At 39.4% G+C, this 13,784-nt stretch carries 8 protein-coding genes; 1 reads left to right on the top strand and 7 read right to left on the bottom strand.

The window, feature by feature from the left end; genetic code table 11:
• Nucleotides 1–3 precede the first annotated feature (3 nt).
• A complete protein-coding gene (locus ZA06_RS02805; RefSeq protein ID WP_053975890.1) occupies nt 4–216 on the top strand; it encodes a hypothetical protein in 213 nt (70 codons plus the stop codon).
• Between the two features lie 171 nt (nt 217–387).
• Here ZA06_RS02805 and ZA06_RS02810 read toward each other — a convergent pair whose 3' ends face one another.
• The 7 genes from ZA06_RS02810 to ZA06_RS17220 all read right to left on the bottom strand — a co-directional run bounded on the left by ZA06_RS02810 (nt 388) and on the right by ZA06_RS17220 (nt 13,778).
• The gene (locus ZA06_RS02810) at nt 388–3,477 is read right to left on the bottom strand and encodes a glycoside hydrolase family 2 TIM barrel-domain containing protein (protein WP_053975891.1); all 3,090 of its coding nucleotides are present in this window, start codon (nt 3,475–3,477) and stop codon (nt 388–390) included.
• Nucleotides 3,478–3,566: 89 nt separating this feature from the next.
• Nucleotides 3,567–6,035: a sugar-binding domain-containing protein gene (locus ZA06_RS02815; RefSeq protein ID WP_082331904.1), complete on the bottom strand. Its 2,469-nt coding sequence runs from the start codon at nt 6,033–6,035 to the stop codon at nt 3,567–3,569.
• An 8-nt stretch (nt 6,036–6,043) separates the two neighbouring features.
• Complete coding sequence (locus tag ZA06_RS02820) at nt 6,044–7,063, bottom strand: glycoside hydrolase family 43 protein (protein ID WP_240472191.1); 1,020 nt, start codon at nt 7,061–7,063, stop codon at nt 6,044–6,046.
• Nucleotides 7,064–7,069: 6 nt separating this feature from the next.
• Nucleotides 7,070–9,223, bottom strand: coding sequence for a family 43 glycosylhydrolase (locus tag ZA06_RS02825; RefSeq protein WP_053977033.1), 2,154 nt, complete (start codon nt 9,221–9,223; stop codon nt 7,070–7,072).
• 17 nt (nt 9,224–9,240) lie between these two features.
• On the bottom strand, nt 9,241–10,614 hold the full coding sequence (locus ZA06_RS02830; protein ID WP_240472192.1) for a glycoside hydrolase family 27 protein: 1,374 nt from the start codon (nt 10,612–10,614) through the stop codon (nt 9,241–9,243).
• 26 nt (nt 10,615–10,640) lie between these two features.
• Nucleotides 10,641–12,044: a glycoside hydrolase family 30 protein gene (locus ZA06_RS02835; RefSeq protein WP_157503056.1), complete on the bottom strand. Its 1,404-nt coding sequence runs from the start codon at nt 12,042–12,044 to the stop codon at nt 10,641–10,643.
• Between the two features lie 255 nt (nt 12,045–12,299).
• The gene (locus ZA06_RS17220; RefSeq protein ID WP_316931738.1) at nt 12,300–13,778 is read right to left on the bottom strand and encodes a PKD domain-containing protein; all 1,479 of its coding nucleotides are present in this window, start codon (nt 13,776–13,778) and stop codon (nt 12,300–12,302) included.
• Between the last annotated feature and the right edge of the window lie 6 nt (nt 13,779–13,784).

Here is a 13,784-nt window from a genome sequence, read left to right on the forward strand (position 1 = left end):
GGAATGGTATCTCAGCAGCTCCCTACACATTTAAAAACCTCTTCCACTCAAGATTCTTTTCAATATTGGATTGTTTTGTTCATGAGTTTGAACCCAGCACTACAAGCTTTGGAAGCTCACCCGGAGTATGAATCTGTCATGAAAAAGATTGACGAGCGATTTTGGAAAAACCATGACGAGTTGCAAGAAACCTTGGAGGCAAAAGGGCCGCTTTAAGCATTTCCATTTTTCTTCAGAAATACTCTTCCAATATGCAAAAATAGATTAATTGATACCAATACAATGGTTATACCCTTTTATCAAATTTCGAAGAATTAAACCATAAAAAAAGCAGCTTGATACCAAACTGCTTTTTTATTTCTCATGAATTTTAAATCCAGAGATTCATTATTCAATCAAAGAAAGTACAAAAGAATAACTATATGTTTTTCCTAGCAATCTATATGCATCATGAGGTAAGGCTCCCCAACTATTGTCGCCTCCAACTCCTCTTTGGTTTAGATCAACATGTAGATATACCTTATCCTCAAAATGAACATCCGTAGTGTGACGCTGCGCTTTGGTTTTCCCCGGATCCAAGGACTCCGTAGATACTGGCAGAGCACTAAATCCAAGTGGCTGCATCCCTTGAATTTTCAATCCCACACCATTCGTATTTACCAATGTTAACCAACGGACATCAGTTTTATATCCATTTTCTTGAGGACGTATATATTCCCACACAAACTCATCCTCCGGCGTACTTTTGTATTTTCCTAAAAATGTAGCAGTTTTTCTATCGGAATAGTTTTCCCATGGGCCACGGCCATAATACTTTAATTTGGAGTACTCTTCAGGAAGCTGCATACGCATTCCAAATCTTGGTAATTCCGGAAGTTCTTTACCGTTCATATCGATGGAAGCCGATACCTGGATATCTCCACTATTCAAAATCACATATGCAACAACGTAGGGTACCTCAACACCCGCTAATTCATAGGTTACTGTTATTGGCAATCCTAATTCGTTTTGCTTTCCAACTTCAACAGACAGCACTTTAGACATTTTATGCGCTCCCTTCCAGACTCCTAAACGCTCAGGCATGCCATTTCCAAAATCGTTATCTGTTGGAGCCCTCCAAAAATAAGGTTCAGGAAAAGCTAGCATTACTTCTTTTTCTCCCTTTTCGTGATAGGAAGTCAAGGTTCCTTTTTTAAGATCAAAAGCTCCTTCTACTGCTCCTGTTTCAAACGTCAGTACATCCCCATTTTTGGCATAAGTCAATTCCTTTTTGGGTGCATTTTTTTGAGATAGGTTTGCAAAGAAATCATTAGCACCTAACTGAAATTGCTCTCTTGCCAATTCAAAATTAGCAGGCACCAAACTAGAAGCCTTACTAGTTAAAGCATAAACATTCAGAAAATATTCTGCAGCCTTGTCTACCTGTGGCAATTGAATTTCTTGAATGAATTTACCTTGGGGCTTACCATCTATTTTAAAAGTCCCTGTCTTTACAATTTCTCCATTTCTCAATACTTCCCACTTAAAATCAAATTGATCCAGGTTGGTATAGAAATAACCATTTGATATTGTGACTTTTCCGTTCTGAAAACCAAATTTGACAGGCTGGTATACTTTTTTTACCTCATAAATAGCTGGATGCACAACCCTATCAGCCGACACCAGACCATTGGCACAGAAATTTTCATCATTCTGAAGATTTTCACCTCCCAAATCTCCTCCATAAGCCCAATATTCCTGACCATTTTCTTCCGCCTTCAAACCTTGGTCAACCCAATCCCAAATGAAGCCGCCTTGCATGTGCGGACTATTGTCTATAATATCAAAATACTCTTGGAAATTTCCATTGCTGTTCCCCATCGCGTGACTGTACTCACACATGATAAAGGGACGTTTTTTAGTTGTATCTGCGGCATAGGATTTCATATAACCTATCCCCGGATACATTGGGCAAACAATATCTGTGTTGTCTTCCTCCCCTGCCTGTTCAAACTGAACAAAACGGGTATCATCAAATGCCTTCAACCACTTATAGCCCTCATGGAACACTGGGCCATTGCCACATTCATTCCCCAATGACCATAAAATGATACTCGGATAATTTTTATCACGCTCGGCCATTCTTTTTATTCGATCCAAATGTGCTGGAGCCCATTCTGGTAAATAGGCTGGATGCACCGATTTATCAAAATACCCCTGTAAGGTGGCCCCCATACCATGGGTTTCAATATTGGCTTCGTCAACTACGTATAAACCATATTCATCGCACAACTCGTAAAGTCTGGTATCATGAGGATAGTGGCTCATTCTAATAGCATTGACATTGTGTTGCTTCATCAATTCCAAATCCTGTCTCATGGTAGCTTCATCTGGTGTATGTCCCTTTGTTCCGTGGTGCTCGTGAAGGTTGACTCCATGAACTGTAATGGCATTTCCGTTAACCAAAAGCTGAGCATTTTTTATCTCCACACTTCTAAAACCTGTTTTACCAGAAATACGATATTCTTCTTTCTTTCCAAGCTTCCAAACTATATCATACTTATACAAATAAGGAGTTTCGTCACTCCACAGATGCACATCTTTTAAAACCGTTTTAAAGTGGATTTCCTTGTTAGCACCCTTTAGGTTTTCTGTCTGCCTGAAAACTTCTTGTCCTTCTTGGTCAATCAAAATGAAGGAGACCTCTCCCTTCTTTATTTTTTTATCACCAAAAGCCCTAAAATCTAATTCAGCATCCAAAATCCCATCAGTGTAAGTGTCATTTAAACCTGCCTTGATAAAGTAGTCCCAAACCGTCACTTCCGGTAATGCCTGTAAATACACATCTCGTTCAATACCACTCAAACGCCAAAAGTCCTGATCTTCCAAATAGCTACCATCATGCCAGCGGATTACCTGCACCGCCAACAAATTATCTCCAGACGTTACATACGGAGTAATATTAAACTCTGCTGAAGTTTTTGAAGCCTTGGTCACCCCAACTTCCTCTCCGTTCAAGTAAATTCTTGCATACCCTGAAATAGATTCAAAATTCAACATGATCTCTTTCCCCTTCCAATCCTTTGGAATGGTAAAGGTCTTTCGGTAGGATCCTACGGGATTGTAATCGCCATAAATAAAAGGCGGATTCTTTGGAAACGGATAAGCAACATTGGTATAAATAGGAATGTCATACCCTTGTAATTCCCAATTGGAAGGCACTTCAATAGCCCCCCAATCAGTATCATTCAAATTAGGTTCGAAAAAATCAAGAGGCCGTTGCTCTGGGTTTTTAACCACATTGAATTTCCAATTCCCATTTAAACTTTTCACATAGGAAGAACTATTGGAATCTTTCGCATCAGCAACCACAAAATGTGCTCTCCCCTCCTCCTTGTTTCGGTCTATCACATTAGGGTTTTCCCATTCGTTTTGCTGCTGTGCAAATGCGAACTGCACAAAACAGAATAAGCCCCATATAAAATGTTTTCTTGTCATAGTTTGAGTATAATAACTGTATTAATTGAATTCTTTATTTCTATTCTATTTCCGCTTTGAAGACCGTTTTACAAAAAACGGTCTTTTATTTATTGGACACTAATTCTAGCCTCTCCGGATTGTAGCCACGGTGAAGAAAATTTCACTACTACATCGCCGTTGGTATTTCCCAACTGAACATAAGCTATCAATCTTCCGTGGTAAACCCTATGTTTATTATCGGTATAATCAGACATATCGGAATTATTACTAGCTTCAAGTCCTAACAACTTAGCATCTCCAGTAATTTGACATGTAAGTTCCTCGTCTGATAACATTACAGGAATTCCATTTTTATCCACTACCTGCACTACCAATTGGGCAAGCTCTCCCTTTTTATAGTTTCCTTCACCAGAAATTAACTTGATAGCATCAGGTCGACTAGAAGACTGAACTCTATACTGGCTTACTTGATTTCCATTGTTATCCAATCCCAATACTTCAAGGGTTCCTTTTTGAAAAGGAACATCCCAAAATATAATACCCGTCTCGTTGTTGTATGTTTTTCTTTCTCCTACGATTTTGCCATTCAAATGAAGTTCTGCCTGAGCAGCATTGGTATAGCAAACCACACGTATCATTTGGCCCTCTTCATAATTCCATACAGACCAGGCATCCATGGATGGGCTTCTTTCTCTATTCCCTGGAGAAGGATAAGTGCCCAAATAAGCCATTGGCCTATCAGACCACAACGACTGTCTAAAATAACCTCTTGGCTTGATGAAACCTCCAAAATCCAAAAGACCAGAATAAAACCCTCGGGAAGGCCAAGCGCCAGATTCCCCTAAATAATCAATTCCCGTCCACAAAAATTGCCCAAACACAAAATCCCTTGAGGTAACTTCCTTCCAAGCCAAAAAATCATGACGGTTTTCACTACCATACAAAACTCTGTTTGGGTATTCGGCATGGTCATGGTCATATAAGCTTTCGGTATAATTATACCCTGCAATATCCAAAGCAAAAGGATATTCTGTTTGATTGGACATGGCTACTCCGGCCAAACCAGCTGTGGTTGGTCTTGAAGGATCATATTCTTTTACAACCTTTACCAATTGTTGGGCTATGGCTCCTAAACGCTTGGCATCTGGCGCGTCCTTTCTATAACCTCCAAAAATAGGCTGGGTAAAACCTGTATCCCTTCCGCCATCCAAAACAGGGTGCGAGTAAGGATCGTTAGGATAATCTACCTCGTTGCCAATACTCCAAGCAAAAACAGACACATGATTACGATCGCGCTTCACCATATCTGCCAAATCCCGCTCTCCCCATTCCTTGAAAAAATCATAGGAACCTTGAAAACCTGGCTCTCCTTTATTCCATCCCTTTAACCATTTACGTTTAGGGAATTCCCATTCATCAAAGGCTTCGTTTAAGACCAAAAGTCCCAACTCATCACATAAGTTATACAGGTCCGGGGCCTGAGGGTTATGACTTGTTCTAATGGCATTGACACCTATTTCTTTTAAGGTCAACAATCTTCGTTTCCAAACCGCCTTAGGGACTGCAGCCCCAAGCACACCTCCATCATGATGTAAACAAACACCTTTCACCTTCATCCAGTTCCCATTTAGAGCAAATCCTTTATTGGAATCAAAGGTAAAATCGCGAAAACCTGTTTTTGTAAGACTCTCATCCACCACCTTTCCATTACTGTAAACAATAGTTTTTAAGGTATATAAATTTGGGGTATCTACCGACCAAAGATTTGGCCGCTTTACCTTCAAGGAAGTTGTAAGCTTTTCGGTTTGATTTGGCTGGACCTTTAATTTTCCAGTACTTTTCGCTACTAGATTATTCTTAGAATCGAATAGTTGATTTTCTACTATCAAACTTTGAGATGTTCCCAATCCATTTTCCAAGTCTACTTCGACATTTAAACGATAGCCTGAATTTAATTTTTCAGGATAGGCATACACCCCCCATTGTGAAACATGAACTGGATTGGCATATACCAACCAGGCATCCCTGTAAATCCCAGACCCCGTGTACCAGCGGGAATCGGCAGATTGACTGTGATCAACCCTAACGGCAATAACATTATCTCCCCCATATTTAATAAAAGGTGTGGCATCGTACATAAAAGACACATAACCATTAGGACGTTTCCCCAATGAGTGGCCATTTATAAATACTTCACTACGATTATAAACCCCTTCAAAATATAGATAGACTTTTTCGCCTTTTTTATCTAAAGGAATTTCCAAATGCTTTCTGTACCATCCCGCACCACCAGGCAAATACCCCGTTGCACTGGCCAACGTTGGACTCAACTGTCCTTTTACACTCCAATCGTGCGGTACAGATATCGTTTGCCAATGACTATCATCAAAATCATTTGTGGCATTTTCAGTAGCATCCTTTAAAGTAAATTTCCAGCCCTCTTTTAATTTTTCCGATTGCCCAAAAGACACTTGAGCCACCATGACTGCAGCTTGACAAAAGACCATTAATAGGACCATTATATTTTTGAATGCTTGGAACCTCTTTCCAATTACATTGACTCTTTCATCTATCATTTCTCGTTTTATTTAAAAGGTTTTACTACAACTAGCTTATCGCCTGAATCATCTACTTCAAACAAGCGAGGAATCCGAACATACTCTCCATCTTTATCTACCCAGTGGCTATGTAAAGCCATTAATAACTTTCCTTCAAAAGTTCTGAACAACATACCATGTCCATAGTTTGGAGGCGTAATTGGTCTAGGTTCCTGCACCCATGGGCCATCTAGAGTTCCACTTTCGGAATAGGCCACTCCTTGGGTATAGTCACCAAAAATCCAACTAGTCCATAACATGCCTAATTTCCCTGTTTGTGTTCTAAACAACCAAGGGCCATCCGTTACTTTATTAGGCACTAGATTCCCTTTCTCATCGAGCTCTTTACTCCAAGGACTATCACTCGCCTTAAATAAGATTTTAGCCTTCCCTTTGGTTCCGCTTAAATCAGATTTCAATTGTTTTTTTTCAATGGTTCCATCCCAATTCTGAAGCCATTCATGGCAATACACTAGATATGGCTTCCCATTATCAACCCAAAGCGTTCCATCCAAGGTTGGCATATTGGCCGGCAAGTAAACATCATCCTTCATAGGTTTGTATGGACCATTAGGTTTGTCGCTTACTAAAACATGGCAAGCCCGACGTTCAATAACATTATTCCGAAAAGTATCAATCTTCACTTCTTTGTTTGTAAACGTGGCGAAGTAGTAATATTTGTTTTTATATTCATGCAACTCAGCTGCCCAAATCATGGGGTTTGGCCCCATCCAAGACTCCTGATCTATTTCGGCTAGGTCATAAGGTCCAGACCATAAGTTCAAATCGTTACTCTTCCACAACTTTCCTCCTGTTCCAGTCATGTAATAGGTTTGAGTTTTTTGATCGGCTAGAATAGCAGGGTCACTTAAACGAATACTATCCAATGGGATATCATGGCGGGTAGTCCTCTCTATTCCTTGACCAAAACTTTTAAAAACAGAGAATACCATCACCAAAATCACTAATTGGCTTTTATAAAAACTTATTTCAGTAGGCTTGTTCATTTCAAATTAATTAATAGGATCAATTCCATTAAACGTTGGCTTCACTTCAACAATAAGTCCGTCCTCGTCAAACACCATTTTGTCGATACATACTTCACGATGAAAGCCTCCTTTTCCTCCCATAGCCACTCCTTTTGGGTAGGTAAAACGGTGATACACCAAGTACCATTCATCTTTTCCTGGAATTTGAATGGCCGAATTATGTCCAGTAGCAAAAATGTTGGTTTCAGCATCGCGCTGAATCACAATGTTATTTTCAGGAATTTGAAGTTCACCTAAAGGTGAGTCACTTATGCCGTAGCGAACTTTGTAATTAGGGCTACGGGTATCATCTTCAGACCACATAAAATAATAGGTGCCATTTCGATAGATGACATATGTTCCTTCTCTATAAGTATTATCGACTTTAAAGGTTTTATGCGTCTCTTTTTTAATGGACACCATATCCTCATTCAATTCCACTCCTGCCATATAGCCATTACCCCAATACAAATAGCTCTTTCCAGTTTTTGGATCTGTAAATACATCAGGATCTATTTCCTGCCCGTGCTCCACACCCTCTGGCTTGAAATCAATCAATGGTTTTCCGCTATCTACAAAAGGACCGGTAGGATTATCTGCAACCGCCACACCTATTTTTTGTGCTGCCGTGAAGTAGTAGAAATATTTGTATTCACCATCTATTTTCTTTTCAACAATACAAGGTGCCCATGCATTACGGTCCGCCCAGCTCACATCTTCCTTTAAATCCAGAATGGTTCCCTCATCTTTCCAATCCACCAAATTATCTGAGGAAAAGGTTTTGAAATACCAACCCGACCATCCATCAAACCCATCGGTTGTTGGATAGATATAATATTTTCCAGTTTTTTCTGAATACAGCACATCTGGATCGGCATAATAGCCTTCCAACACAGGATTATGATCTTCTGAAGCCGTCACTTTATAAGTTATATCATCATGCCCCTCAATAGAAATGTTATAATCTACAGCACCCTTTGAAAAATCCTGAGGACCTTGTGGACTTACCGAAAATCCCGGCCACATTTTAAATCCTGGATCAAAAGCAGTAAGATTAACACCTCTTTTCACAGGCAAATGAATGCTCGCTTTTTTACCATTTATATCCACATTTAGAGCCTTCAAGTCGGAAGAGGTCACCTCCATCAAAGGATCATCTTGTCTCCCCCATTTTTTTATCAAACTTTGATACTCATTCATTGTAATTGGCATCACGGTACCATGACGAGGATGAAAGTTCATGGTGACATCTTCATCAATCACCTCAAAATGCTCCAGGTCTTTGCTTTTGGTAAATTGATACCTTCCCGAACCATATACATCATACATCAAGATCCATTCATCGGAATCATTCAGCTTAAAAACTCCAGAACCTTCTACCCTGTCAGTCTCTTTATCTACACGATCCATGTTTGGATAGGAATACCCCTCTGTTAGCTTATCGGAAACTGCCAATTTAATACCAGGGGCACCGCTTTCCGATTTATGGAACAGATAGAATTTATTGTCCTTTTTTATGATATCACCATCAATACAAGCATTCCCATCTGGGTTAAAAAGCAATTGTTTTGGAGCCGATTCAAGAACCGAAAAATCTTGATTGACATAGGCATAATAAATGATGTCTGGATGATTTCCTTTCTCTTTCATGGAGAAATACACCATGTATTTTCCATTGGTTTCGTCATAAATCGTTTGAGGTGCCCATACGCGATCTACATTTCCAAATTCAGTTGGATGTGTCTCAGGGATGTTAATAATGGAACTTTCCCAATGAATCAAGTCTGTTGATTTCATTAAAATCAAAGCATAATTGTTCCACCCCATTTCTGGCACATACAAATCGGTTACCACCATATAAAAGGTTTTGCCATCTGCACCCCTTAAAATGTGTGGATCCCGAACACCGCCTGTAGAACTGATTTTTTTGGAATCTACAATAGGTTCGTTATTGTTTAAGGCACGATAATGATATCCATCCAAGCTCACCGCATAGCGAATGGCCTCTTCTCCCGGACCATTTCCTGTGAAATAGGTGAATAGGTAAGCTTCATTTTCAGGAGCCTTCTCATTACAAGCTAAAACGCTGGCCAAGAAAATCAATGACATGAATCTCCAAAAGCTAAGTTTACTTTTCATAACATTTAAAATCATCATTAATTACTTTTAATACTGAACAACCCACAGGCATGAGCCTTTAAATTTTGACTGAATTCGCCTTTGAAACTTCCAAGATTCTCATCTGTCCACATATTTGTTACTACACATTCATCTACCAACCCCAAATCTTCCAAACCAACCTTAAGTTCCCTTGGGTTTTCGTCATCAGAGATATTAAAAAGCGCCAAATAAGTCTCCCACGTTTTAGGGTTCTTTGAAGTAATAGCTACTGTACCATCTTGCTGAAAAACCTCTTTTACATCTACACTCTCACGATGCATTTTCAGCACCTCTTTATTGGTTAATAGTGATAAGGTGAACTCGTCATTACTTGGCAAATCACCACCAAACATTAAGGGCGATTTAAAGATAGAAAACAGGGTCATTAGAGAATATTGTTCCTCTTTGCTAAGCCGCGTCATGCGATCTTCGCCTCGTTCTCCTCTAATGGAAATCCTTCCAAGGGGTATCATATCACAATCTGGCCAAGTACCATTCCCTATATAGGGGTACCACTTTTGAGCTACCTCCATTAAATGGGTAAGATGCCCCCAAGTATCCCAAACATCATCCACCATACGCCACATGTTGGCATGGTTTTGAACATGTTGAGCAGCCTCTACAGGTGTTTCTCCCGGAGATGTGCTCAATACCATGGGGCGTCCACATTGGTCTATGGCGTTTCTTATAAGTTCTATTTCCCCATCATGATATGGGCGCGATAAGTCATCTACTTTCACAAAATCAACACCCCATTCTGCATACATATCAAAAATGGAATTATAATATTCCTGCGCCCCGGGTTTATCTGCCAAAATAGTGTAATTATCCCTTAACCATTGACATTGCAATTCTGTAGAATAAATTTGATCTGCAGTAATTCCGTTTGTGCCAAGTATTGGCAACTTTTGCTCTACAGCTACTTTTGGAATCCCTCGCATAATATGGATTCCAAACTTCAAACCTTTATTATGGACATATTCTGCTAAATCCTTAAAGCCTTTTCCATCCTTTGCCGAAGGAAATCGGTTCTCGGCGGGTTGATATCTTCCATACTCATCAATTACATATCTTGGATCTGTTTGATTGTAACCGCCTGCTTTATCATTTTCCACAAACCAACGGATATCAACCACGATATATTCCCAACCATAATCTTTAAGGTTTTCTGCCATATAATCGGCATTGGCTTTCACTTCATGCTCTTCCACAGTTGGCCCATAACAGTCCCAGCTATTCCATCCCATAGGAGGGGTTTGTGACCACATCTTGAATTCCCCCTTGGTAAATTCTGTTTTCTTGTTTTCTTTTGAACAGGACAACATCATCCCCAAAAACAATAATGATATGATGATATAATTCTTTTTCACTACTTTTTAGTTTTTATATTTTTATCTTATTTCGTTACCTGAAAAGTATTTAAGGAATGTGGTGCTAATACCGTATTCAAAAAACGCTTTCCTATTTTTACAGTAACTTCCTTGCTTTCATCATTAAAGTTCCCTGCAAAAACAACTTTATCTTGTTCTGGAGTTTCAATAATCATTATTGGTAACTTATCCTCCTTACCTTCTTTAGCCGAAATGATTTTACTTCCCGGAGTTACATAATGGGAATAATGTTTTACGGCATAATATTCTGGTGTGTAGGTAGCCGTTCTGGTGTTTGAATCTACACGAATCAAGGCATTTTGCTTCCATCCCCAACCACTAACCCCATCATCAGCTAAAATGGCATTCCAAAAGGTGTATTCTTCACATCCATTTCCCAAATAATGATTGATTAAATTAAAGGTGTGTTCAGCAGCCCCCCAATCGAAAGATCCCCAACCACATTCACTTTCTGTCTGTACATATTTATAATTTGGGTATTTCTCTCTAAGCTTCGGCATTATTTGCCCACCTTCCCATTGAAAGCCCAAACCTTTGATAGTTTCTGGCATACGAGGGTCTGAAAGCACCTCATCAACTACCTCAAAATGGTTTGTATTAATAGTTCCCAAATAAATCTCAATCTCTGGATGTTGCTCTTTAAGTGCAGGAGCCAAGTATTCTGTATTAAAGCGAATGATTCCCTCGGGGGTCCAAGCACATCCGGGATAAGGCGTGTAACTCCAAGCCTCATTTTGAAACATGACCATATTAATTGGAATACCTTCTCCCTGATAAGCCGAAATAAATTTGCAGAAGTAATTGGCGTAGGTGCTTAGGTACCTTGGATCCTGAATGAAATAATCGTTGACGGCCAATTTCCTTGGAAACAGGTTATCATAGGTAGTTTCCTGACCTTCAAAAAGCAATGCGTCCAATTTAGGATCCAATTCATTAAATTCTGAATTGCTCACCACCGAATAATAATGGTTAATTTTCATCCATGAAGGCGGTGACCAAGGAGATATCCAAAATGTAAGGTCTGGATTGAATTCTTGAGCAGCCTTGATAAACGGAATCAAAGTTGTTTTATCCCTATCTATATTGAAATACTGCAGTTGAAAATCTCCACTCACCTCATCACAGCTATACCAATCCCTGGCATAGTCATTGGCATTCATGGAAAAGCGCCCCATGGTAAATTGCAAATCATCATTTGGACCAAACAATTGGCTCAAAATGGTTTTCTGTTTTTGTTCTGTCAACAAATTCAATGCATCCCACCCTCGTTCGTTAAAACAAGTTCCCCATGCTTTAAAAGTTGTGATACTATCTGTTTTATCCACCGAGAGCAAAGGCTCCACCAAGGGGTTTCGTTCCAATTTCAACTTGGATTGGTTCCAAGTTTGATTTTCGGTACTGGTTGTCATAATAACTGACTGCCCATTGACCTTCGGAGTCAAAGACCCCAAAACAAGGATTGCCAAATAAACCCTCTTATAACTATTTAAACGGGATGAAAATAGCCTCCCAACAATAGCCTTGTAATTCATTTTCATTTTAAAAACGGTTCTAAAACTTGAAAAAAATGCGCAAACCAGATATTATTTAGTAAGCGCATTTTTTTAGTTATTCAAAAATTTCTATTTCTAACAATTGCACATCTCCTCTTCAACAACAACTTATTATAGTTGTACAAAAGCCAAATTGTTATATGTTAAATCATAAGGTTGGTTGGAACCACTCTTGATGACGATATAAAAGGTCTCAGGAGCATCGAAGGTATAGATTCCATCTACAGGATATTCTCCACCTGCATTGGCATCCCCTAAACTATAAGTTCCAGCATCTGTAGGACTTCCATTCCAAGTACTATAAATTACCTGATATGGAACCCCAGGTGTATAATCTTGACCATTTTGAGGTTCAATGTCACTAAATATTAGCTCCGCCCAAGTTTCATCGATTACAGAATTCACCGTTATTGTACCGCTCAATTGGTAAGTACCGGCCTCAACCGATACTTCTTGATAAATATGGGATCCTGACCAACCACCAATACCTGAAAAATTAATGGTATTAGATGAAATATCTACGGTTACGCCTGGGCTAGCCACGTGTTCAATCCAAGCGGACATATCTATCAATCCAGAATCAAAAGGATTCAATTCCCCGTAAAATTCCAATTCCGCCACATTGCAATAGCCGTCTGGGGGCGTTACGTAATATACATATCTGTAAGTTCCAGTTTCTGTAATTCCAGCTTCCGTCAAGGTTCCTGATGTAGGTTCTTCCGTAATGGTATACAGTACATCATAATCTGTTAAAGTAGGATCATTGGAACCTCTTAATTCCGCATTTACCATTCTACTTCCAAAACCATCTCTTGGCGCATATTTAATCAAGGACAATCTAACCTTATTGCCCTCTCCATAATCATAGCCCACATATCCTGAAGAAGCATATTCACTTGGAGCATCCACAAAAGTTGACAAGTCCCCATCAAAAGCATCTCCAATCAATCCATTCACACCATCCCATGAACCTGGATGCCCAATGATTGTCCCTTGCAGCAAATTCTGAACTTCTCCTGCATTTACTGTTTGGGTAACCACAGCTGGTGTTGTATCTGGGAATCCATTCACAGTTAAGGTTACTTCATATTGTCCTGAAGCTTCATAAACGTGTGTTGGATTTTCTTCAGTAGAGATAGTACCATCACCAAAATCCCAAGCAAAAGAAGTTGCATAAGTGGTACTGCTAGTGAAATTCAACTGCAAAGGATTACTTGTACTTGTGCTATAGGTAAAAGTGGCCGTTGGGTCAAATAATTCAATAGTAATAATTTGTTCCACCACAGCAGGCGTAGAACCTTCCTCTCCGTAGGCAGTTAAAGTAACCGTGTAAACGCCTTCCTCTGCATACACATGGTTTGGATGATACACCGTTTCTGTAGTACCATCTCCAAAATCCCATATGATAGATTTTCGATCCCTTACATTACTGGTAAATTCCACTTCAAAAGGATTCAATTCACTTATTGCATAAGTAAATTCGGCTTTTGGATCCACCACGTGTTCCATGGTATCATCTTCATCGCATGAAGAAAAAAGCATGAAAGCCAAACTTGCCAAGAAGAATCCATATTTTATATAATTTTTCATCATTTG

The sequence above is a fragment of the Mangrovimonas xylaniphaga genome, assembly GCF_001280435.1.
Classification (GTDB): Bacteria; Bacteroidota; Bacteroidia; order Flavobacteriales; family Flavobacteriaceae; genus Mangrovimonas_A; species Mangrovimonas_A xylaniphaga.

What these genes read in the sequence shown, in the direction of transcription:
- ZA06_RS02835 (WP_157503056.1), bottom strand. Translation starts at nt 12,044, where the DNA reads ATGACAACCAGTACCGAAAATCAAACTTGGAACCAATCCAAGTTGAAA.
- ZA06_RS02825 (WP_053977033.1), bottom strand. Translation starts at nt 9,223, where the DNA reads ATGAAAAGTAAACTTAGCTTTTGGAGATTCATGTCATTGATTTTCTTG.
- ZA06_RS02820 (WP_240472191.1), bottom strand. Translation starts at nt 7,063, where the DNA reads ATGAACAAGCCTACTGAAATAAGTTTTTATAAAAGCCAATTAGTGATT.
- ZA06_RS02815 (WP_082331904.1), bottom strand. Translation starts at nt 6,035, where the DNA reads ATGATAGATGAAAGAGTCAATGTAATTGGAAAGAGGTTCCAAGCATTC.
- ZA06_RS02810 (WP_053975891.1), bottom strand. Translation starts at nt 3,477, where the DNA reads ATGACAAGAAAACATTTTATATGGGGCTTATTCTGTTTTGTGCAGTTC.
- ZA06_RS17220 (WP_316931738.1), bottom strand. Translation starts at nt 13,778, where the DNA reads ATGAAAAATTATATAAAATATGGATTCTTCTTGGCAAGTTTGGCTTTC.
- ZA06_RS02805 (WP_053975890.1), top strand. Translation starts at nt 4, where the DNA reads ATGGTATCTCAGCAGCTCCCTACACATTTAAAAACCTCTTCCACTCAA.